The sequence below is a fragment of the Ruegeria sp. CJ6 genome, from assembly GCF_056536665.1.
The window spans coordinates 647,227-669,031 of record NZ_JBQFQB010000002.1 but is presented as its reverse complement, the minus strand read 5'-3'; the positions used below and the strand labels follow the sequence as shown (position 1 = coordinate 669,031).

22 protein-coding genes and 1 riboswitch are annotated in these 21,805 nt (G+C 55.7%); of the genes, 7 read left to right on the top strand and 15 right to left on the bottom strand.

Going from position 1 to position 21,805, the window contains the following annotated elements; all coding sequences use genetic code 11:
• Positions 1–13 precede the first annotated feature (13 nt).
• From ACR0BT_RS08665 to glyA, 5 genes are all read right to left on the bottom strand, one after another.
• Positions 14–436, bottom strand: coding sequence for a universal stress protein (locus ACR0BT_RS08665; RefSeq protein ID WP_170776276.1), 423 nt, complete (start codon positions 434–436; stop codon positions 14–16).
• A 75-nt stretch (positions 437–511) separates the two neighbouring features.
• Positions 512–1,885 carry an alanine/glycine:cation symporter family protein gene (locus ACR0BT_RS08660; protein WP_170393738.1) on the bottom strand — a complete coding sequence of 458 codons (1,374 nt, stop codon included), beginning with the start codon at positions 1,883–1,885 and terminating at the stop codon, positions 512–514.
• Between the two features lie 25 nt (positions 1,886–1,910).
• Positions 1,911–2,855 carry a lipoyl synthase gene (gene lipA, locus ACR0BT_RS08655; RefSeq protein WP_480762946.1) on the bottom strand — a complete coding sequence of 315 codons (945 nt, stop codon included), beginning with the start codon at positions 2,853–2,855 and terminating at the stop codon, positions 1,911–1,913.
• A 14-nt stretch (positions 2,856–2,869) separates the two neighbouring features.
• The gene (gene lpdA / locus ACR0BT_RS08650) at positions 2,870–4,249 is read right to left on the bottom strand and encodes a dihydrolipoyl dehydrogenase (RefSeq protein ID WP_480762945.1); all 1,380 of its coding nucleotides are present in this window, start codon (positions 4,247–4,249) and stop codon (positions 2,870–2,872) included.
• Between the two features lie 11 nt (positions 4,250–4,260).
• On the bottom strand, positions 4,261–5,514 hold the full coding sequence (glyA, locus tag ACR0BT_RS08645) for a serine hydroxymethyltransferase (RefSeq protein WP_480762944.1): 1,254 nt from the start codon (positions 5,512–5,514) through the stop codon (positions 4,261–4,263).
• A 147-nt stretch (positions 5,515–5,661) separates the two neighbouring features.
• Between glyA and ACR0BT_RS08640 the strand changes: the two genes are divergently transcribed.
• From ACR0BT_RS08640 to ACR0BT_RS08625, 4 genes are all read left to right on the top strand, one after another.
• On the top strand, positions 5,662–6,264 hold the full coding sequence (locus ACR0BT_RS08640) for a helix-turn-helix domain-containing protein (RefSeq protein WP_170393747.1): 603 nt from the start codon (positions 5,662–5,664) through the stop codon (positions 6,262–6,264).
• Between the two features lie 62 nt (positions 6,265–6,326).
• Positions 6,327–7,286 (top strand): dihydrodipicolinate synthase family protein, encoded by a 960-nt coding sequence (locus ACR0BT_RS08635; protein WP_480762943.1) that lies wholly within the window; start codon positions 6,327–6,329, stop codon positions 7,284–7,286.
• Positions 7,277–8,209, top strand: a complete 933-nt coding sequence (locus ACR0BT_RS08630; protein ID WP_480762942.1) for a 4-hydroxyproline epimerase — start codon at positions 7,277–7,279, stop codon at positions 8,207–8,209. Before ACR0BT_RS08635 ends, ACR0BT_RS08630 begins: the two co-directional genes overlap by 10 nt.
• Positions 8,206–8,724 (top strand): putative molybdenum carrier protein, encoded by a 519-nt coding sequence (locus tag ACR0BT_RS08625; RefSeq protein WP_170422505.1) that lies wholly within the window; start codon positions 8,206–8,208, stop codon positions 8,722–8,724. Before ACR0BT_RS08630 ends, ACR0BT_RS08625 begins: the two co-directional genes overlap by 4 nt.
• Here the strand turns inward: ACR0BT_RS08625 and ACR0BT_RS08620 are convergent.
• The 3 genes from ACR0BT_RS08620 to thiB are packed head-to-tail and all read right to left on the bottom strand — an operon-like array spanning position 8,712 to position 11,894.
• Positions 8,712–9,404 (bottom strand): thiamine ABC transporter ATP-binding protein, encoded by a 693-nt coding sequence (locus ACR0BT_RS08620; protein WP_170393755.1) that lies wholly within the window; start codon positions 9,402–9,404, stop codon positions 8,712–8,714. The two genes, ACR0BT_RS08625 and ACR0BT_RS08620, sit on opposite strands and share 13 nt — an antisense overlap.
• Positions 9,391–10,938, bottom strand: a complete 1,548-nt coding sequence (locus ACR0BT_RS08615) for a thiamine/thiamine pyrophosphate ABC transporter permease ThiP (protein WP_170635730.1) — start codon at positions 10,936–10,938, stop codon at positions 9,391–9,393. The genes ACR0BT_RS08620 and ACR0BT_RS08615 overlap by 14 nt, the downstream gene beginning before the upstream one ends.
• Positions 10,914–11,894 (bottom strand): thiamine ABC transporter substrate binding subunit, encoded by a 981-nt coding sequence (thiB, locus tag ACR0BT_RS08610; RefSeq protein WP_170393759.1) that lies wholly within the window; start codon positions 11,892–11,894, stop codon positions 10,914–10,916. Before thiB ends, ACR0BT_RS08615 begins: the two co-directional genes overlap by 25 nt.
• Positions 11,895–11,926: 32 nt before the next feature.
• Positions 11,927–12,032: riboswitch (TPP riboswitch) on the bottom strand.
• A 179-nt stretch (positions 12,033–12,211) separates the two neighbouring features.
• Here thiB and ACR0BT_RS08605 point away from each other — a divergent pair.
• Together ACR0BT_RS08605 and ACR0BT_RS08600 are read left to right on the top strand one after the other, a co-directional pair.
• Positions 12,212–12,442 (top strand): type II toxin-antitoxin system CcdA family antitoxin, encoded by a 231-nt coding sequence (locus ACR0BT_RS08605; RefSeq protein ID WP_170406922.1) that lies wholly within the window; start codon positions 12,212–12,214, stop codon positions 12,440–12,442.
• A complete protein-coding gene (locus ACR0BT_RS08600) occupies positions 12,442–12,741 on the top strand; it encodes a CcdB family protein (protein ID WP_170509040.1) in 300 nt (99 codons plus the stop codon). The genes ACR0BT_RS08605 and ACR0BT_RS08600 overlap by 1 nt, the downstream gene beginning before the upstream one ends.
• A gap of 70 nt (positions 12,742–12,811) precedes the next feature.
• Here the strand turns inward: ACR0BT_RS08600 and ACR0BT_RS08595 are convergent, their stop codons facing one another.
• The 4 genes from ACR0BT_RS08595 to ACR0BT_RS08580 all read right to left on the bottom strand — a co-directional run bounded on the left by ACR0BT_RS08595 (position 12,812) and on the right by ACR0BT_RS08580 (position 16,322).
• Positions 12,812–13,222: a universal stress protein gene (locus ACR0BT_RS08595; RefSeq protein WP_170393765.1), complete on the bottom strand. Its 411-nt coding sequence runs from the start codon at positions 13,220–13,222 to the stop codon at positions 12,812–12,814.
• 13 nt (positions 13,223–13,235) lie between these two features.
• Positions 13,236–14,543, bottom strand: a complete 1,308-nt coding sequence (locus ACR0BT_RS08590) for a TRAP transporter large permease (protein ID WP_170393768.1) — start codon at positions 14,541–14,543, stop codon at positions 13,236–13,238.
• A 160-nt stretch (positions 14,544–14,703) separates the two neighbouring features.
• On the bottom strand, positions 14,704–15,702 hold the full coding sequence (locus ACR0BT_RS08585; RefSeq protein ID WP_170625728.1) for a TRAP transporter substrate-binding protein DctP: 999 nt from the start codon (positions 15,700–15,702) through the stop codon (positions 14,704–14,706).
• Between the two features lie 119 nt (positions 15,703–15,821).
• Entirely contained in the window at positions 15,822–16,322 is a 501-nt protein-coding gene (locus tag ACR0BT_RS08580; protein ID WP_170393772.1) for a TRAP transporter small permease subunit, read from the bottom strand.
• Positions 16,323–16,938: 616 nt separating this feature from the next.
• Between ACR0BT_RS08580 and ACR0BT_RS08575 the strand changes: the two genes are divergently transcribed.
• A complete protein-coding gene (locus ACR0BT_RS08575) occupies positions 16,939–18,420 on the top strand; it encodes an aminotransferase-like domain-containing protein (protein WP_170562173.1) in 1,482 nt (493 codons plus the stop codon).
• 310 nt (positions 18,421–18,730) lie between these two features.
• Here ACR0BT_RS08575 and ACR0BT_RS08570 read toward each other — a convergent pair whose 3' ends face one another.
• The 3 genes from ACR0BT_RS08570 to ACR0BT_RS08560 form a co-directional block, all read right to left on the bottom strand.
• On the bottom strand, positions 18,731–20,005 hold the full coding sequence (locus tag ACR0BT_RS08570) for a hypothetical protein (RefSeq protein ID WP_170406931.1): 1,275 nt from the start codon (positions 20,003–20,005) through the stop codon (positions 18,731–18,733).
• Between the two features lie 46 nt (positions 20,006–20,051).
• Positions 20,052–20,294: a hypothetical protein gene (locus tag ACR0BT_RS08565; RefSeq protein ID WP_170393778.1), complete on the bottom strand. Its 243-nt coding sequence runs from the start codon at positions 20,292–20,294 to the stop codon at positions 20,052–20,054.
• 146 nt (positions 20,295–20,440) lie between these two features.
• Positions 20,441–21,679: an AGE family epimerase/isomerase gene (locus ACR0BT_RS08560; protein WP_480762941.1), complete on the bottom strand. Its 1,239-nt coding sequence runs from the start codon at positions 21,677–21,679 to the stop codon at positions 20,441–20,443.
• Positions 21,680–21,805: the final 126 nt, after the last annotated feature.

Sequence of the window (21,805 nt, the reverse complement as noted above, 5' to 3'; positions counted from 1 at the left end):
CTTAACCTTTCAATCAGCGGGACTGGTCGCGAACAACCGTGACGGTGCAATGCGCGTTGCGCACGACACGGGCCAGGTTCGGGCCAATCTCATAGTTCGGAAAATCGCCTTTGGTCGAAGCCATGACGATCAGATCAAAACCCTCTTTGTAGGCGAGCTTCAGTATCTCACGATAGACGCTGCCTTCTTCGATATGGATCGCCACATCAGATGCACCGTTGTGATCCAGTATGGCCTGCACCGCATTGCGCACGTGGTCTTTTGCGCCTGCGCCATAGTTGGCGGGCAGGTTCGGCAACTGGATGATCTCAGGAATGACGGCAATCGCGTGCAATTCGGCACTGTAGAACTTTGCTTGTTCTTGTGCGAGCGGCAGGGCGTTCTTCCACGAACGGTCGTCGGTGTGATCAATCGGCAGCAGGATTTTCGTGGCCATCACGTCTCTCCTCGAGAAATGGAATTCTGTTTGAAGCCGGGGGGCCGGGATGGCCCCCCGTATTTTCATCCGAGATTATTCGGCGGGTGTGCCGCCTGGCTCTTCGGACTTGCCACCTGAGGCAAAGAACTCTTTCGTCAGTTTGAAGACGATCGGGCTCAGCAGCGCCAGGGCGATCAGGTTCGGAATGGCCATCATCGCGTTCAGCGTATCGGCCAGCAGCCAGATGAAGCCCAGATCCGCTGTTGCGCCAAAATAGATCATGACGATCCACAGGACGCGGTAGGGCATCAGGGATTTCACGCCCAGCAGGAACTCAACACATTTCTCGCCATAGAAGGACCAGCCCAGAATGGTGGTAAAGGCAAAGATCGACAGAGCGATGGCGATCAGATACCCACCGATACCCGGCAGCGACAGTTCGAACGCGTGACTGGTTAATGCTGCACCGGATTCACCCGATGTCCAGGCACCCGACGAGATGATAGCAAGACCGGTGATGGTGCAGACGATGATCGTGTCGATGAACGTACCCAACATCGCGATCAGGCCCTGGTTGACCGGACCTTTGGTCTCGGCTGCGGCGTGTGCGATCGGAGCGGAACCCAGACCGGCTTCGTTCGAGAAGACACCACGTGCCACACCAAAGCGGATCGCGGCCCAAACGGCAGCACCCGCGAAACCACCTTCGGCGGCCGACGGGGTGAAGGCGTAGGTGAAAACAAGCGACAGAGCGGAGCCGATGTTACCGATGTTGATCAGTAGAACCAGCAGGCCTGCGACGATGTAGGCAATCGCCATGAACGGAACCAGTTTACCTGCAACCGCACCGATGCGGGTGATGCCGCCCAGGATCACGGCCGCGGTCAGAACCATCAGGACAACGCCGGTAACCGAAGTGTTCAGGCCGAAGTTCGACTCCAGAACCTGTGCAACACCATTGGCCTGTACACCGTTGCCGATGCCGAACGCCGCGATTGCGCCGAACAGGGCAAATGCAACACCCAGCCAGGCCCATTTCGCGCCGAGGCCATTTTTGATGTAGTACATCGGGCCGCCGACATAGTTACCAAGCTCGTCTTTTTCGCGGTATTTCACCGCGCAGACAGCTTCGGCATATTTGGTGGCCATGCCCACCAGGGCGGTCATCCACATCCAGAACAAGGCACCCGGACCGCCCAGGAAGACAGCAGTGGCCACACCAGCGATGTTGCCCGTACCGATAGTCGCAGATAGCGAGGTCATCAGCGCGTTGAACGGGCTGATCTGGCCCTCGCCCTGACCTTCGCGGCCTTTGAACAGCAGGCTGAAGCCCGTGCCAATGCGCAGGATCGGCATGAACTTCAGGCCGACCTGCAGGAAGAAGCCAACGCCGAGAATGAGAACCAGCATCAGCGGCCCCCACACGACGCCATTGATGGCCCCTACGATTGAATTTAACGCTTCCATGGTTTCCCTCCCATTTGCGTTAGGTTTATGCCCTGTTCGCCAAAGCCCGCTGGCGGGCCTGCTTGAGGGCGGCAAAGTCTTCGTCCGCGTGGAACGATGATCGGGTCAGCGGCGTTGCCGACACGTGCAAAAAGCCCTTGGAACGCGCGATCTGTTCCAGTTGGGCAAATTCTTCCGGTGTCCAGAACCGGTCAATCGGATGGTGTTTAGGGGTCGGTTGCAGATATTGGCCGACGGTTAGGAAATCGACATTGGCCGCGCGCAGGTCGTCCATGACCTGACGGACATCGTCCAGACTTTCGCCAAGCCCGACCATCAGGCCAGATTTGGTAAAAAGCTCCGGGTTCGCGCGTTTGGCATCATCCAGCAGACGCAGCGAGGTGTAATAGCGTGCACCAGGTCGCACAGTTGGATAAAGGTGCGGCACAGTTTCCAGATTGTGGTTGAAAACGTCCGGCGCCGCTTCAAATACGACCTCTGAGGCAGTGCCTTTTCCAAGAAAATCGGGTGTCAGAACCTCGACAGTCGTACCGGGGTTCTGATGGCGCACGGCACGGATGGTCTGAGCGATATGCTCGGCCCCGCCATCTGCCAGATCATCACGGTCGACCGATGTGATGACCACATGGCGCAGGTCTAGCTTCTTGACCGCTGCCGCAACACGGCCAGGTTCAAACACATCCAGAGCATCCGGGCGACCCGTTGAGACATTGCAGAACGAACAACCCCGCGTGCAAACCTCACCCATGATCATCATGGTGGCGTGGCGCTTGGACCAGCATTCGCCGATATTTGGGCAGGCGGCTTCTTCGCAGACCGTCGCCAGATCATACTCGCGCATGAGGCGTCGTGTTTCATAGTATTCAGCGCTGTCGCCCTTTTTCTTGCGAATCCACTTGGGCTTGCGCGGGATGACACTGTCGGCCTTTTTGGCTTTTTCCGGGTGGCGAGGACGAAGCTGGATGGTCATCTGGCTGGTCTCCCTTATGCGTGGATCGCGCGGCCCAGGGCGTCGAGGCAGGCTTCTTTGACGGCCTCGCCCATGGCCGGGTGCGCATGGCAGGTTGCAGCGACTTCGGACACCGTTGCGCCCTTTGTCATCGCCAGAACCAGTTCAGCGATCAGATCGCCGCCATGGGCTCCGCAAATATGCGCACCCAGGATCTGGCCGTTCGGGTCTGCCAGAACCTTCACTGCACCGTCTGTTTCACCGGTCGAACGCGCGCGCGAGTTCGCCATGAAGGCGAATTTGCCGACCGAATACTCGGCACCGGATTCTTTCAGTGCTTCTTCGGTCAAACCAACCGAGGCGACTTCGGGGTCGGTGTACACCACGCCGGGAACAGTGTTGTAATCGACGTGACCAGCTTCGCCTGCCAGCATTTCTACACAGGCGACACCATCTTCTTCGGCCTTGTGCGCCAGCATAGGTCCGGGAACGCAATCACCTATGGCGTAGATGCCCGGGACAGATGTCTGAAATGCGCCATCAACTTCAATGAAACCGCGTTGGTTCACGGCCACGCCCAGCTCTTCCAAGCCAATGCCACGTGTGACTGGGCGGCGACCCACGGCGATCAACACCTTGTCGGCCTCGATCACCTCTTCTTTGTCCTTGCCGACGCGGTCCACAGTTAGTGTCAGGCCGGTATCCGTTTTGTCGACGGATTTCAGTGCCCGGCCCAGCTGGAATTTCAGGCCACGTTTTGACAGCGCGCGTTGCGCCAGTTTGGCAATTTCACCATCCATGCCGGGCAGCACGCGGTCCAGATATTCGACGACCGTAACTTTGGCTCCGAGACGCGCCCAAACTTGCCCAAGTTCCAGCCCGATGACACCGGCACCGATCACCACCAGATGCTCGGGCACACTCTCCAGCGCAATCGCGCCCGTCGAACTGAGGATATCTTGCTCGTCAATCTCAATCCCTGGCAACGGGGTAGGTTCGGAACCAGAGGCAATGAGGATGTTCTTGGCCTCATGGACTTCGTCACCCACCTTGACCTGACCAGCGGCCGGAATTCTGGCCCACCCTTCGATCAGATCTACGCCGTTTTTTTTGAACAAAAACGTAATGCCCTTGGTCAGGTCGCCTACGATCTTGTCCTTGCGTCCCATCATTGCGGGCACATCGATGCTGGCCCCCTCGACCGCAATACCGTGGGAGGAGAGATGTGCAAGTTCGGCATATTTGGCCGAGGAGGTCAGCAACGCTTTGGAGGGTATGCACCCCACATTCAAACAGGTCCCGCCAAGTGCGCCACGTCCTTCGACGCAGGCAACTTTCAGGCCCAGTTGTGCCGCGCGGATCGCGGCGACATAGCCGCCCGGACCGCCCCCGATGACAATAAGATCGTAAGTCATTTGGTCTTCTTTCAGTAGATCGGGTGGCTTGCGCAGAGCGCGCGGACCTTTTCACGGGTTTCCTTTTCGACGGTCTCGTCACCGTCAAACGATTGTGCCAGCGCGTCCAACACATCACCGATCATGTGGCCAATCTGTTTGAACTCTTCTGGTCCAAACCCACGGCTGCAGCCTGCGGCCGTACCAAGACGGATGCCGCTGGTGACAGTGGGCTTTTCGGGATCACCCGGAACGCTGTTTTTGTTGCAGGTGAATCCTGCACGCTCTAGCGCGGCTTCGGCGTCTTTGCCGGTTACGCCGACTGGGCGCAGATCAACCAGCATAAGGTGGTTTTCAGTGCCGCCCGAAACGATGTCGCACCCGCGCGCCATCATCACGTTGGCCAGTGCCGAGGCACTGTCGACAACGCGCTGCATATATTCTTTGAATTCAGGCTGCAGCGCTTCACCAAATGCGACTGCCTTGCCTGCGATCACATGCATCAGGGGGCCGCCCTGCAGACCCGGGAAAACAGCCGAGTTGATCTTTTTTGTCAGCGCTTCATCGTTTGTAAGAATAATCCCACCGCGCGGACCGCGTAGCGTCTTGTGCGTAGTCGACGTAACAATGTGTGCGTGCCCGATGGGCGAGGGATGCAGGCCGGTCGCAACCAAGCCGGCGATGTGGGCCATGTCTGCCAGAAGCCATGCGCCAACTTCGTCGGCAATGGCGCGGAAGCGTGCGAAATCGATCTTTTGCGAATAGGCCGATGCGCCTGCAATGATCAGTTTGGGCTTTTCGGCTTTCGCCAATTCTTCAACCTGATCATAGTCAATCAGCCCGGCCTGGGTCAGGCCATATTGAACCGGACGGAACCACTTGCCGGACTGGGCAGGTTTTGCGCCATGGGTCAGGTGACCCCCAGCATCCAACGACATACCAAGAATCGTGTCACCCGGGCTGAGTAGTGCCAGCTTAACCGCCCCGTTGGCTTGCGCGCCCGAGTGCGGCTGCACGTTTGCATATTCGCAGCCAAACAGCTTCTTCAATCGGTCAATGGCTTCGGCCTCAACCTCATCCACATATTCACACCCGCCATAATAGCGGCGACCCGGATAGCCCTCGGCGTATTTGTTTGTAAGTACGGAACCCTGCGCATCGATCACTGCCTGAGAGACGATGTTCTCGGAAGCGATCAGTTCGATTTGTTCAGCCTGGCGTATGCCCTCGCGTGCGATCGATGCTGCGATGACGGGATCAGCCTCGGTGAGCGGTTTTGTGAACATGATCTCCTCCTGTAATCTCGTTTCCAGTGTACGAAATTTTGTTTCCTATAGTGGAATTAGTGCACGCAAGGCAACAAAAATTTCATCACAGTAAAGTTGTTTGGCTCGGGGGAAATGAGTAAGCTTTGATAAAATAAGGAGATTCCCATGTCTGAGGACAACCTGAAAGATGGTGCCGGACCGGAAGAACAGGACGAGGGGGCGGCTTTGGGTCGGTCGATCCGGGATGCACGCCGCGCAAAAGGCTGGACATTGGAGGAGGCCGGGCGCGAAGCGGGAATCGGTCGATCAACACTTTCAAAGATCGAAAACAACCAGACACGTCCAAGTTTCGAGATCGTGCGGCGGCTGACACAGGCCTTGGACATGAACACGCCACAGCTGTTCTTGCAGTCCGCTCAATCGGGAATTTCGGGGCGACGTGATTTTACGCCGAAAGGGCAAGGCGAGATAAGAAATACGCCGACCTACATGCACGAATTGCTGTGCTCGGACCTGACCAGTAAGCGAATGCTTCCTTATATCGCGACGATAAAAGCGCGTGACATATCAGAATATGAGAACTGGATCAGGCACACAGGCGAAGAATTCATGTACGTTATCAGTGGCGAGTTGATATTCGTATCCGAGCATTACCGCCCCTTACCGATGAAACCCGGAGATTCTCTGTACTACGATAGCGGTATGGGGCATGGCTGTATTTCTACGAGTAAGGAAGACGCCAGGGTCCTGTGGGTTTCGCTGGAATGACACGTTAGGCCACGGCGCTTTCGCGCAGAATACCAATACCAACCTGAGCAAACGGATATCTCATGGACCGGACTATTTTCACTGGAACTATGCCTGCCCTTATGACGCCGTGTAAGGCCGACAGGACACCTGACTTTGACGCGCTGGTCAAAAAGGGCAAAGAGATGATCGCGGCCGGCATGTCCGCTGTCGTCTATTGTGGCTCGATGGGGGATTGGCCGCTTCTGACGGATGCCCAACGGATGGAGGGCGTGGAACGACTGGTCGACGCTGGCTTGCCGGTTGTCGTGGGGACGGGTGCCATCAACTCGAATTCCGCTGTGGCGCACGCAGCACATGCACAGAAGGTCGGCGCGGCAGGGTTGATGGTTATCCCTCGGGTTCTGTCACGAGGCTCATCGGTTGCCGCGCAAAAGAACCACTTCAAGGCTATTCTTTCTGCGGCAGCGGACGTGCCTGCGATCATCTACAACAGCCCTGTCTATGGGTTTGCCACCCGTGCGGATTTGTTTTTTGCACTGCGGGCCGAGCATCCGAATTTGGTTGGCTTTAAGGAGTTCGGGGGCAAGAGCGACCTGCGCTATGCCGCAGAACATATCACATCGCAGGACGATCAGGTCACTTTGATGGTAGGCGTCGATACTGAAGTCTACCATGGGTTTGTGAATTGCGGCGCCACCGGATCGATCACCGGGATAGGAACGGCGCTGCCCAAAGAGGCATTGTTGCTTGCGGCGCTTTCGAAAAAGGCAGCAGAGGGACATGCCGAAGCACGGTTGCGTGCGCGCGAACTGGACGAGGCATTTGGCGTTCTGGCAAGTTTTGACGAAGGCACGGATCTTGTTCTTTACTACAAGCATCTGCTGGTGCTGAACGGCGAAGAAGAATACCGCCTGCATTTCAATGAAACCGACGTGTTATCTGACGCCCAGCGAAATTACTGCGAGCAACAGTACAATTTGTTTAAGTCGTGGTTTACCGATTGGGTTCGTCAGGGTGGGGTCATTGCGGAATGCATGTGATTGACAGCCATACCGGTGGAATGCCCACACGGGTCATTCTGGACGGGGGGCCTGATCTGGGTTCAGGATCACTGGCTGAACGCGCCAAGCGACTGGCAACGGAACATGAGCGGTTCTACAAGTCTGTTCTACTGGAGCCGCGCGGCCAGCCCGGCATGGTCGGGGCGCTCCTTGTCGAACCGGTCATTGCTGGTTGCAAAGCGGGCGTGATCTACTTTGACGCGGATGCGGTACTGGGCATGTGCGGCCATGGGACGATCGGGTTAGGCGTAACATTGGCGCATCTTGGACAGATCGAGGTTGGCGCGCACCGAATCGAAACTCCGGTAGGTGAGGTTAAGATTGATCTGCTGGACGCCAACACCGTGCAGGTCACCAACATTGAAAGCCGCCGCGTACATCATTCCGTGACGGTCGAGACTGCAGGGTATGGCCCCGTCACCGGCGATGTCGCTTATGGCGGCAATTGGTTCTTCATTGTCGAGCCAGGCCCGATCCCGGTTACGCCTGAGAACATTCGCCCGCTGACCGATATGGCTATCGCAATTCGCGAAGCCTGCATTGCGCAAGAAGTTGGTGGCGAAAATGGCGAGCCGGTTGATCATGTGATCTTTCAGGGCACCTCACCGAATGCAGGTATTCATAGCAGAAACTTTGTTCTGTGCCCCGACGATGACTATGACCGTTCGCCTTGCGGCACCGGCAGCTCGGCCCGGCTGGCCTGCCTCGCGGCTAGTCGGCGCTTGTCCGCTGGAGAAGAAATCGTTCAGGAAAGCATCATCGGAAGTTCGTACAGGCTGTCCTATCAGCCGGGGCATGGCGGGGGCATTGTCCCTCAGCTAACTGGCCAGGCGCATGTGATGGCAGAGGGTAAGCTCTTCTTTGCGCAGAATGATCCGTTTCAATTTGGTATTGCGCGTTGACGCAGGGAGACGAGCAAGACGGAATCCCATTCGGGCGTCGTGTTCAGAAAATCGTATCAGGTGGACAAACCGGCGTAGACACTGCCGCATTGGAGTTTGCCCGTGCAAATGGCATCCCCTATGGCGGCTGGGTGCCGAAGGGTCGAACAAATGAGGATGGGCTGATCCCGGCTCATCTCAGCGGGCTTGTTGAAACGAAGTCTGAAGATGTCGCTGAACGGACAAGGCTCAACGTCTTTGCCAGTGACGCCACGCTTGTTTTTATCGACGGGTCAGACAGTCCCGGCACGCGGAAAACGGTTGAGTTTGCAGTTGATGCTGAAAAACCGCATCTGGTGGTGGATATCAGAAAAGGAAAGGCCGATTGCGCGCAACAGATACGTGCTTGGCTGAGCGCCAACCCTGTAACAGTTCTGAACATTGCAGGCCCGCGCGCTTCGGAGGCCCCCGAGATTGGTCCGCGTGTGCACGAGGTGCTGGACGCTTGTCTGGATCAGTTCATTCAGCCCAAATAATCGCGCAGCGCTGGCGGAGGATTGTTGAAGAGTGTCTCGGTCTCAGCAGGTGGATGTGCGATTTGATCCGCAACCAATACGGTTTGGTCGGTTATCCGAAGCGCATCCCGTGGGTCGTGGCTGACCATAAGCAGGGTGGTTTTGGTCTCGGCGACTAATTCAGCGACCAGATCGAGCATCTCTGTTTTCAGGGCAGGGCCAAGGGCGGCGAAAGGTTCGTCGAGCAATAACACCTGACGCTTTTGCACGAGGATTCTGGCCAGCGCCACGCGGCTTTGCTGACCACCTGATAATTCAGCGGGCTTTCTGGCCGCCATTCCCTGCAGGCCAACGCGGCCGAGGGCCGATTGAATGTGGTGTTGGTCGTCTGCAGTCAAACCTCCATTGGGCCTTAGGCCCAGGGCGACATTCTGTTCGGCGCTCAGGTGAGGAAACAGGTTTCCGTCCTGAAACAGCATTGCCATCGGTCGACTGCCTGGTGGTAATGTCGATAGGTCATGATCCTTCCAGTGGATGTGCCCACTTCTCAGGTCTCGAAAACCGGCGATAGTTTCAAGAAGTGTTGATTTTCCTGCCCCCGACGGACCGATGATCGCAACGCTGGATCCGGCCTTGACCTCAAAGTCAGCGCTTAATTGGAAATCGCCATTTGCGATGATGCAATTGTCAAGCTTCAGCATGCCAGCGACCCCCTCGATCCAGAACCCAGAAAACACCCATCGATAGTATAAGCAGCAGCAGCGCGCCTCCTGCTGCGGCCTGCATCTGGTAGGCGCCCATCAGGCGGTAGATTTGCAGGGGCAGCGTTGCGATCTGCGCATCTGCAAACAGGGCGATCACACCCAGATCACCCATGGACAGTGCCGCCGTCAGGCCCGCGGCAAAACCGACCTGGGGGCGCAGGCGTGGAAGCATGACACGCAAGAAAAAGGACCAGTTGTTCATGTTCAGGGCCAGTGCCAACCGCCCGTGCCGTTCCAATACATCACGCGCTGCGGGAACCAAAATTCGAAGGGCGAAGGGCAAGGCCATGACCGCGTTCACAAGCGCGGTTACCGGCAACGCAAGAGTTGTCGGATTGGCCAGCGGGCGGATCAGAATAAAGAGACCCGTACCAATGACCAAGGGCGAGGCGGCGAGGCCAAGAAGTCCGCCAAGTTCGACGATGCCGAACCGGCCTGTCGCGACGGCTGTCGCCATGGGCAGTGCCAGCAGTAATAGGAGCATGGTACTGGCGGCGGCAACACAGATTGAAATTATAGCGGCACGGAACACCAAAACCGGCATCTCAAACAGCCCAGCGATACCCGAAATCGTGACGGATGCCAGAGGTAGCAGCAGGAACGCGGCGGCGATGATAATCCAAAACGCATCCAGCAGTGGTCCTCGGCCATCCCAGCGCCGGATCTCACGATTCAGGCCGGTACCGAACCCGTCGCCGCGCGAGAACTTCAAGGCTGCCAACGCAGCCGCTGCAGTCAGGACAAGTTGCAAAGCGGATAATAAGGCGGCGCGCCCTAAGTCAAAATCATATGTAAAGGCCTGATAGATCGCGAGTTCAATCGTGGTGGCGCGCGGCCCTCCACCCAGCGTCAGGGCCACCGCAAAACTGGTCAGGCAAATGGCGAAGATCACGGCCAGCACTCCGGGGAGAATGCGGCGAAGCATTGGCAGTTCGATCAAACGGAACATTGCCATTCCTTCGCACCCAAGTTGCGCCGCCAGCCGGAAACGCTCGGCAGGGATCTCCTGCCAACCCTGCAAGATCAGGCGTGTTGCCAGAGGTAGATTAAAAAATACGTGGGCCAGAACGACACCGTGCAGCCCATAGATTCGAATGGGCGGCAGACCGAAATAGCCCAACGCGTCCGAAATCCATCCTGCCCTGCCAAAGACCTGAAGCAATCCCAGAATGGCGACGATGACCGGCAGGATGAAAGGTGCACCCAACAGCGTGATCAGGACGCGCCTACCGGTGAATCGGCGGCGGGCCAGCGCGCGGGCGACCGGAATAGCCAGACCAGCGCTGAACACTGCAGAGAGTGTTGCTTGCAACAGGGTGAAGCGTAAGGCTGCCCAGTCGGCTGGACCAAACCCACCGCCAGAATCAGCGCGCACCGCCACCATGAACAGTGTGCCCAATATCAGCGCGGCAACGATCGCTGCAGCACTGACACCAGGAAGCGGGTTTACTGGCTGAGTGCGCCCAACCATTCCGAAAGCGCCTGTTCCCGCGCGATGGCGGCTTGGTCCTGATCAAACAGCAAGGACTTCTGAGGGATCGTTAGAGTTTCAAAACCTTCGGGCAGACCGGAAGATGGGGTTACGGCCGGGTACATCCAGTTGGTCGTTGGAATGATCGTCTGAAACGCGTCAGACACCATGAAGTTCAGAAACTGATCTGCCAGCTCGGGCTGATTGGAATTGGCTAGCTTGGCCGCAACCTCGACTTGCATATAATGGCCTTCGTCAAAGGCTGCCGCTGCTTTGCTGGCATCTTCCTCGGCAATCAGGTGATAGGCTGGCGAGGTCGTATAGCTTAGAACCATGTCGGCCTCACCTTCAAGGAACAAGCCATATGACTCGGACCAGCCCTTGGTCACCGTCACGATATTGTCGGCAAGGTCAGCCCAGATTTCTTGGGCTTCATCGCCATACGCGGCCTTGACCCACAGCAGAAGACCCAGCCCCGGCGTCGATGAACGCGGATCCTGAATGATGATCTTGATGTCACTATCTGCCAACTCGCGGAAGCTGTTAGGAGCGGCAAAATCTGCATTGTGAACAAATGCAAAGTAACCCCAGTCGTAGGGGGCAAAAACTGTGTCGGTCCACTCGATGGGCAGTGCATACTCGGCAGTGACTGAATGAGGTGCAAACAGGCCGGTTTCTTTAGCTGCCGATATCAAGTTGGTATCCAAACCCAATACAATATCGGCGTCGCTGTTTTCGCCTTCCAGCCGGATGCGTGACAGCAGTGCCGCGCCATCTTCGACGCCGACAAGGTTCAGGTCGCATTCGCATTGCGCTTCAAACGCCTCTTCGACCTTCGGGCCGGGCCCCCAGTCCGAAACGAAGCTGTCGTAAGTATATACGGTCAACGTGGGCTTATCGGCTGCCACAGCCGAAGTCGCAGTCAGTATTCCCGCAGCAATTGCCAGATGTTTCATATCATCCTCCAATGCGGCGAGAGGGTAAGGATGGATGAAACCTGTACCTTTCCCTCCGCCGGTTCTAGCCGGTTCAGGTTCAACGGGTTTGCCAATTGGCATCTCAGCGCGGTCTTTAGCGCACCCCGAGGTAGGGTCGTGATTAGGGGGATGAGAGGACGATTTCAACCGAAATCGTTAGGTTCTCGTTCAATAAGCATTGAATGAAATACCATAAGAACGAGCCACGAAGCCAGAGAAGTCCTTTAGGAGATATGCGCATATTTGACGCGCATATAGTATATTGATATTCTCGGGCACATGGAGGCTAAGACAGAATGAACGCTCAACCACGCAAACCGACCAATCTATCACTTGATAGCGCTTTACTCACCGAGGCCAGAGCGCTGAACGTGAACCTGTCGCGTGCCGCCGAAGAAGGAGTGCGTGCCGCCGTTGCCGCTGCGAAGGCAGCACAGTGGAGGGCCGAAAACGCGGAGGCACTGCAAAGCTCAAACTCGTATGTTGAACGGCACGGGTTGCCCTTGGACCGCTTTCGTCAGTTCTGATGCCAAAATACGATGTATTCCCCAACCCATCCGGCGATGGCTATCTTCTGGATGTGCAAACCGATCTTCTGAGCGATCTGAATACCCGCATAGTGGTGCCGCTTTTGTCAAAAGCACGTGCGCCGAAACCAGCGACCCGCCTCAACCCTGAGTTCCTGATAGATGGTGAGCAGGTTGTAATGGTGACCCAGTTCATGGCTGCTGTTCCTGTGGGACTCCTCAAATCACCCGTGGGTCATCTGAAAGATGATTTCGAGCAGATCACCGTGGCCGTAGACATGTTGATGCAAGGTTTCTGAACGACAATGGCTGGCCTCATTGGCCAGCCATCTTGCACGCATAACACCTGTCAGGTGTTATGCTTCTGCTCTACTTGTCGCGCAGTACCACGACACTGCAATGTGCATGACGGACCACACGTGCAGCCGTTGAACCGATCAGATAGTCCGAAAGGCCCGGTTGGTGTGACGCCACCACTATGCAGTCCACTTTGTGTTCTTCGGCCCAATCCAGAATGGAATTTGTTGGATGACCTGTAACAACATGAGTGCCGATCTTCGGAGACTCCATCGATGCGTTCAGTTTGTCCTCAAAATCAGAAACGCTTTTCTGAACCTGCTCGGGTGGAAAGTACGACCCGATATACGAAGGTAGTTCTTCGAGAACGGACAGCACCGATACTGTCCCGCCATCCGACAGCAAGCGGCTTGCTGCATCCAGAGATTTGGCACAGTCGTTGATGTGATCAGGGGCGACTGGAACGAGGATATGGTTATACATCTGTACCTCCGGATTATTTCAGGATGTTGGGCAACCAGGTGGCGATCTGCGGGAAGATGAAGATCAGTGTCAGGCCAACGAACTGGAGTGCCACAAACGGGCCAACCGAATTGTAGACATCCCCCATGCTGACATCCTTGGGCAGAACCCCTTTGATCCAGAACAGCACAAAACCGAACGGAGGTGTCAGGTAAGCGATTTGGATGTTCACGATGAACAGCGCGCCAAACCACAGCTTGTCGATCCCCAATTCGTCGATAATCGGGATGAACAGTGGTGTGCACAGCATGATGATGGCCCAATCATCCATCACCATACCCAGGACGAGGATGATCAGCATCATCATCAGCAGGATGCCGGTTGCACCGCCGGGCATGGAAAGAACCAGATTGGTCAGCAGGTCCTGGCTGCCAAGCGTGTTGAACACATTAAGATAGACGGTGGCACCAATCAGAATCCAAAGCCCCATACCGCTGAGCTTCAAGGTGGACACCAACGATTCCCTCAGCACCTCCCAGGTCAGTTTGCCGTAGATCAGGTTGATGACAAAGGCGCCTGCGGCACCAAATGCGGCAGCTTCCGCCGGTGTTGCGATACCGCCCCAGATGACGCCCAGAACGATGATGATGAGTAAGGCAAACGGCCAGATGCTGAGAACGGCGGTCAGTTTTTCGGTGCGGGTGAATTTCTGATCAGCGGGCAGGGCGGGGCCCAGCTCGGGCTGGATTTTACAACGTACGCCGATGTAGATCGTGTAGAACGTGGCCAGCATCAGGCCGGGCAGCAACCCCGCCATGAACAGGTCACCGATCGAAACCTTGGCCAGCAATCCATAGAAGATGAACGGAACGCTTGGTGGGATCAGAGCACCCAACGCACCGCCTGCCGCGATACAACCGATCGCGATACGGCGATCATATTTGTAGCGCATCATCGAAGGATAGGCGATCTGACCCATCGTGGTGGTCGCCGGTGGTGTGATGCCGGTGATTGCAGCAAAAACAGTACAGACCTGAACTGTACCCATCGCGAGACCACCATGAATGTGGCCGATCAGCTTGTAAACGGCGTCATAGGCCGTTTCGGCTATCCCCGAAAATCTTATGAGTGAGCCCATGAACAGGAACAAAGGCACTGTGACCAGTACCGAATTCCAAGGCGTTGAATAGAATGCACTGGGCACGGACAACAGCGCGCGAGGTTCGAAAACCAGGGCAAATAGAACCGCTGTTCCGCCCAAGCCGAACGCAACCGGCAGCCCCATGAAAAGGATCCCAAACAGTATTAAGAAATACAGCGCTGTAATTAGTTCGAGGCTCATGATCTTTAGTTTCCCTACCTAGTGGCCGTTCGCGCGGTCTTTGCCGGGTTGCGTGTCAGCAGTGCTTTTAACACTGACATGCGCTCGTCTGGTGCGCTGGCCCGACGATCGGGCCAGCGAAAGAGTTTTAGCTATGTTGGAAAGATGACATTGCGCGGGATTATTGCGCGTTCGCCTTGTCTTCCAGGAACCTCTTGAAGATTTCCACGCCTTTGGCGTTGCCCTCGGATGCGGCTGCAACCTGCGGCCAAACTTCGGCAATGGATTTCTCGCGCATACGAGCAACTTCTTCATCGCTCAGCTCGATTACTTCACCACCGGCATCGCGCAGGATTTGAAGCGCTTCTTCGACACCTTCCGCATGCATGCGGCTGGTTTCGAAATAGGTTTCTTCAAAAACTCCGTTGATCTTTTCGCGCTGCCAGTCGGTCAGGGCGTTCCAGCTCTGCAGGTTGATGAAGATCTCCTGGTGCTGAGCAGGGTTCCAGCCGGGCATGATCGCATAGTCGATAACTTCCTGGAACGACATGTCATCGATGCCGCCTGTATCCCAGTAGGTGCCTTCGATGGTGCCCAGTTTGATTGCGGTGTAAATCTCACCACCGTTCATCGAGACCGGCGCGCCGCCCATGGTCGAGTGGAAGATGGCCTGGGGTCCACCGGCGCGCATCTTGCGGCCTTCCAGATCTTCCAGTTTTTCGACACGGAACTTGGTGAACATTGCGTTCGGTCCCTGGTTGGTCCAGCCTGCCCACTGCAGGTTCCGCGCGTTGGCGGCCTCTTGCACGATGTCACCAACGCGGTAGTCGGGGTTGCCCCACATCACTTCCCACGCTTCTTCGGTGTTGTCGGCACCCATGGCCATGCCAAACGCCAGCATGCCTTCGGGCATGTCGCCACCATAGACTGAACCCCAGCCCGCGTAGCCATCGGTCAGACCAGCAGCCGCTGCGCCAAAGGCCTCTGCACCACTGACCAGCGCCCCTGCGGGCTCAACACGGATTTTGACCGTGCCTTCAGTCGCTTTTTCAACTGCTTCAACCCAAGGGATCAGGCCATTGTCCCAGCCGGCATCGGTCTGGTCAAATGCGGGCTGGAAGGTCCACTCGGTTACTTCATCCGGCGGCCCATCTTGTGCGACGGCAATGCTTGCGGTCACGGCTATGGCGCCTGCCCAAATGGTTGTGTGCACAAACCTGTTTGGTTTCATGTTAATTCCTCCTCGTTAGTGGATCAGTCTATTTTCGTTTGTATTTGCAGGCGCCCAGAACAGCGTGTCTAACTGCGCCCGAAGATCGTTTGCAGATCGCGGAGCAAGTGTTTCAGGACTACCAAGAGAACCATTGCACCGCTGAGTGGGATCGCAAATTTGATCGGATAAATCGGGATCGGAATGGATGTCGGGGTCTTCTGATTAAGCATCAGAGACAGCGATGCGGCTTCGTAACCCTTCCAGATCAATGCGACCAGAAACAGGATTGCAATCGGTGCCGTCAGGACATCCAAAATCGCCTTTGACCGCTTGCTGGCGTTTGCATAAAACAGGTCGAGTTTGACGAAACTGTCATGCTGCAATGCATAGACGCCGCCGGTGCAGGCCAACAACACCATCGCAGCTTGCAATGTGGTGCCGATCCACTGGGAGGGCGCATTCAGTACATAGCGCATGAATACGTCCGACACGCCAAACGCCATGCAATACAAGATGAGAAACCAGCCGATGCGGCCCATGACTTCTGAGATTGCGCTTGTCAGCTTTTCCAGACCGCGCATCAGCATGCCAACCTCGTTGTGTTTTTCATGGATCTGGTTCTCCCTCAAAAAATCTGTGCGCTGAATTGATGTACCGGACCCTTCGCGTCGGGGTTCGGACGGACATCAGAGAAACGTCTGCTGAATCGCTGTTCACAGAGTCGACGCATATCCCACTCCTGCAAAACCATGCGAACGGTCTCCCTCCCTAGTCGCATCGAACGGCCCGGGTGATCCCTAATTTCGACATGGAACTTCCCGGATCGCTACAGCAAACGCGAAGGAGTTCGACTGAGAAAGATACAGTTGTTTGTAATAATGGGTACAGATTTCATCGCGCCAAGTGACTGTTCGATGCCGCGATTCAGTCCCGAGCGTTAAGATGTTACAAGTTCAACAATGGCAGCGCAGGTTGCTTAAGCACATCTCAGGTCGGTATAAGTACTTTAAAAACATAGCGTTGGCTGAAGCCTCTTTTTTGAGTTATCATCAACCCGCTTTTAGTAAGAGCGCTATTGCTTTCAGCATTGCCAGCACAGAATTTGGGAATTTGGCGTCGTTTCCACTTTGCATGGAGCACTTGAAAACATGGATACAGTTTGCAAATCGCGTCGCAGAATTTGCGACTAGAGCCTGACAGGACATGACACAACGGTTGAGCATCGACAAATCTCAGTCCAGCGGTTTGCGAGATCAGATCGTCTCGCAGATTTCACGACTCATTTTTGAAGGTTTGATGCCGTCTGGACTAAAGCTTGCCTCATGTCGGGGGTTGGCGCGGGATCTCGATGTTTCGATCAATACGGTCGTCGCGGCTTATCGAAAGCTTGAAGAAGAGCAACTGATCGAGGCCCGGCCCCGCTCGGGTTATTATGTCTGCTCTGACGTGGGGATTCGCACGGACGGTGATGCGATTGGGCGAACCAACACCAGACAGCGCACATCGATTGGCCAGAAACTGAACAAACTGCGCCGCACCGAAGAGATCGAAACCATCCAGCGCCCGAATGACTGGTACAAGTACGACTATCCGTTTGTGTGCAACCAAATCGATGATGGCGCATTCCCAGTTGCGGATTGGCGCGAATGCACTCGGTTGGCCATGAATCGAAAGCACCTGAAAATCTGGTCTGCGGACGGGCTGTACGAGGATTGCTTTGAACTTATCGAGCAGGTCCGGCAGCGCATCCTGCCCCGTCGCGGTATTTTTGAACCCAGCGATTCAATCCTGATCACATTGGGTTCGCAAAACGGGTTGTTTATCACCAGCCTGTTGTTCGGTGGGCGCGATAAAACTGCGGTTATGGAGGATCCGGGATATCCGGATGCACGCAAGATCCTTCAGGCAAATTTTGGGAATGTAAGGTTTCAACCCATTGATAGCGAGGGTCTGATCGTCGATGAACGTCTGCGCGAGGCTGACCTGGTATTCGTAACCCCTAACCGCCAGCACCCAACCACCGTTACGATGTCCGAGCGCCGCCGCAAGGCCTTGCTGCAGGCCGCTGAAGAGTATGATTTTTACATCGTCGAAGACGATTACGAATGCGATGTGGATTACCGGCATTCTACTTTGCTGCCGCTGCGCAGTCTGGATGACACGGATCGACTGATCTATTTGGGCAGCCTTTCCAAAGGTCTTTCACCAGGTTTGCGCCTGGGGTATCTGGCGGCTGCGCCAGAATTTATTGACGCCGCGCGCGATTGCCGGGGAATGATGATGCGCCATCCGCCGATGATTCTTCAGCACACTGCTGCCGCGTTTATTAACTTGGGGTACTATGATGGCTTGTTGCGCAGGGTTCGCCAGAATTATGAGCTGCGCTGGCATCTGGCTGATACGACGATCCGTGAAAAGCTACCCCATTTCCTGAAAACGGGCGAATTTGGCGGAACGGTTTTTGTGCTTTCTGATCCCGAGGCCCGGTTGGATGCCATGACGATATGTCAAGCCGCCCTAAAACGCGGTGTTATTGTGGAGCCGATCGGGCCCTGTTTTTCAAATAAAACCGCAGGGAGATACCACTTTCGTCTTGGCGTCTCGTCAATCCAACCCGGTTCTATCCGAAAAGGGATTGAGCTGTTGTCCGAAGTGATTTCAGACCTACGCGCAACAAATTCGTAATGTCCCAGGGCGGGATGCAAACCAACAGTCCGCAAGCTTAAAAAGATTGATCGATGGTTCAATCTCCGACAGCTGAGTTTTCCCCCCACAGCATACGTGATACCAGGCTGGCTAGAAGGCTCAGGACGTACCAAGTCAGCAGAAAGCCGACGCATTCCAGGGCGAATGACCCCCATTTGTAGAATAGGTCAGCAATAACAAAGGCGATAAGTAGCCAGGGGGCTTCCTGCCGCAAGAATGACTTTACGCCTTGTGATTTAATCGCTCTGTGCATGATGTAGATCCCTGAATTATAAATGGTTATAATGTTTTAGACGATAACGGGCGGATGGCGACGTGGTGCGTCATAGCGCTGCTGTGCGAACCAGGTCATGGTTGGTTCGATGTCAGTTTGGGTGTTCCCGCCCTGCAGCGTGTACCCGGCTGCCAGCCAGGTGAAGCCATCATCGGCAACCTCGGCACAGTTGGTGTAGTCGCCCCATTTTCCCAGACCCGGAGTGTCGGTGCCACGTCGAGCGAGGGCCAGCCGCCAAGTCAAATCGATATCGTCGTATGAGCCAACAACATGGCTCGGATGCAAATTCCCACCACCCGCAAAGACCGAAAGCCCTACATCACCAACCCGGTTTACAGCTGTTGAGGGGTAGGCGAACGCGATCTGACTGTTCCAGATATCCGGTTCGTCAATCAATGACATGGTTGCTTCGTCAATGCGGACGGTCCTGACGAAAGGGAGTGGCCTGTTGGTCTGACGATTAGCTGTCCACATAAAGCCCAGAACGCCGCGTCCCAGCCAACCAGCCATAATGCGTGGATCAGTGCGCGACATCCAGTCGCCACCGGTGGTCTGCGCGGAATAATTGCCTGCGGACCAAGGCGTGACATCGATGTCGAATTCATCTACGTCCGAGGCGTTCTCGGCCCATCTGAATACGCGGATCTGCGAGTTCGTGTTGTGGCTGGCAAAGTACATCGCGCCGCGTGCGCCCTGTACGCAGCGCAGAGAGAAGTTGTCTTCTGTTTCGAATATGTCGAATGATAGCGTTGCCGCGGTCGCCAGTTCGTCCAGTGAAATCCGCAGAATGACCGAGCGGGTAAACTGGTTAGCCCCGGCCGAGAACACATTGGTGCCCGCATACATATAGTTTTCGGACAACGAAACGTGATTATAGTCGAACCACTCATTGTTCCACGCGGGATCAAGCCCGGCGGGGGTGAAATCCCAAATGTTCCATGTGTCGTTCCCCAAGGTGCGCCCTTGTTTGACCGCAACCCGCAGTGTGTTGGTGCCCCCCTGTTCGATATATTGAAGCAGCCAGATAAGCAGATCCCGGCTTGGGTCGTAAATCGTGGTCTGGTCACAGCAAAACCCCCCGTCAACAGGTGGGAACAACGTGAAAGGACTCATGTGAGACCAGCTTTGGCCGCCGTCCAGTGACCGACTTGCATACCAGTTGCCAGTGGCCAGAATCTGGCCTCCATTGCTGGAAACTGTCGGCTCGCCCACAGTAGAGGTTTGGCCGTTAGTATCGAAATCCGTAAGGTTTATTGTGTTGAAAATCCTTGGCTGATGGGTCGAGGGCATAGCAGCCTCCGTAATCTATTCATGTCAAAAAAATGTGCGTAATTGATTAGTAATCCAGTTCCGTCGGATCAGCGTCATTGCCGGATTGATCCGAATTATCTTCTTCCAAAGCAGGCCCGCCCTTTTTGCGAGTTTTTGAGACGCGCTCATCGCGTTCGCTCAGCATTTGCGGGGTCATGAGGCCTGACGCCCCGGCCCGTTCGCTCAGGGCGGAATGGGCCGATGGTTGTGGTCTCACCTCAAGTGTGCCCTTTCGGGTCGTTCGCTTTCCACGTGCTTGATTTGCCATTCAACTCTCCTATCCATTCGTCAAGAAACGCATCCGAATTCGCAGGTCGTCGGATGGTGTTGAATGTATTTAACATAGCAGATTTGCCCCGACTCTTCAATTGAGCCGGCTCGATGCGGGTCTCGCTCTGCTTGAATTCGCGCGCGCTAAAGCGGCACCATCCGAGATAAGCGCCCCGATAGCGGGAACAGGCAAGCCTGCAATGAATGATAGATATCCGGTTTGCCGTCAAAGATGGATGTCACGATGTCACCGGATTCATCCACCGCCGGGAACCAGCCGCCATGTTGGTGATCCACGAACGTTTCATTCGCAAAGGTCCAGAGTTTTCTGTACCAAATTTCATCCTCTTGCCTTTTATCCAGTGCGATCAGGGCTCCAACCGCACCAATGGCTTCAGCTACTGGCCACCAGAACCGCGACGCATTTGCGACCCGACCCCCAAAATCCAGCGTATATGCCATGCCGCCGCCGGGCAGCCATGCATCCTTGAGGGCCTGCTCAATCAATCGTCGCGATGACTCGGGCGCGCCCGAGTTTGGTCGGCCTGATAAATCCCAATGCTGCAGCTGAAGTCGCCCAAGCTCGAACGAATGGCCCGGGGTCGTGCCTGCGGGACGGAACATCGGGTCACCGGCATAGCCCCGGTCAATCTGCCAATCTGAGGTGAAATGCTCGGGCAAGCGCCAGTTTTCAGCAGGAGCGATCCGGCCGATAAAGAAATCCAGAATACGACCGGCGTGGGTAAGATAGATTTCGTCGCCTGTCGCCTCAAAAGCTGCAAGCAGTGCCTCAACTCCGTGCATATTCGCGTTCATTCCGCGATATGTGGAAAACGGCGTCCAATCGCGGTTCCATTCGTCGCGGAACAACCCGGTCTCATCATCCCAGAAATGTGTATCAAGGATATCCCGGATTTCGGTCAGCAGTTTGTCAGCTTCCGGGTGCCCTATTTGTTTTGCGCTTGAGGCAGCGAGCAGAACAAAGACATGCCCGTAGGCAAGTTTGCGATCATCCTTGATGTTGTCGCCATCCAAAGCCCAAAGGTAACCGGCGTGATCCCGGTCTTTGTGGTGGCTGTTGAGGTAGGCCATACCGTGATCGATGATCCGCTCTGCGCCTTGAAATTCAATCAGATGCCCCAGAGCGTAAGAATGCACTAGGCGTGTAGTCGTGTGCAGTTCCTGCAATGTGTTTGGCAGCGGGCTGCCATCATGGTCGAGGATGAAAAATCCTGGCTCGGTCCGACAACTTGCGCTGAAAAACGCCAACTGTCGCATAGCCTGATCTTTCAACCACGTGCGGTGTTCAGATGTATCAAGCCAAAAACCCGGTTCGGAATGCGGGCCAGGTGGCAGAGGCAAGGTGTTGTCCATATTCTTCATCTCGCTTGAGGAATCATTCGGAATCGAACGAAAAAGCGCTGCAAAGCGCCAGTCGCCAATGAACCAAACACCGCGCACGAAGGCAATCGGCAAACCCGCACCGGACTATCAGGGGTTGCCGTTCAG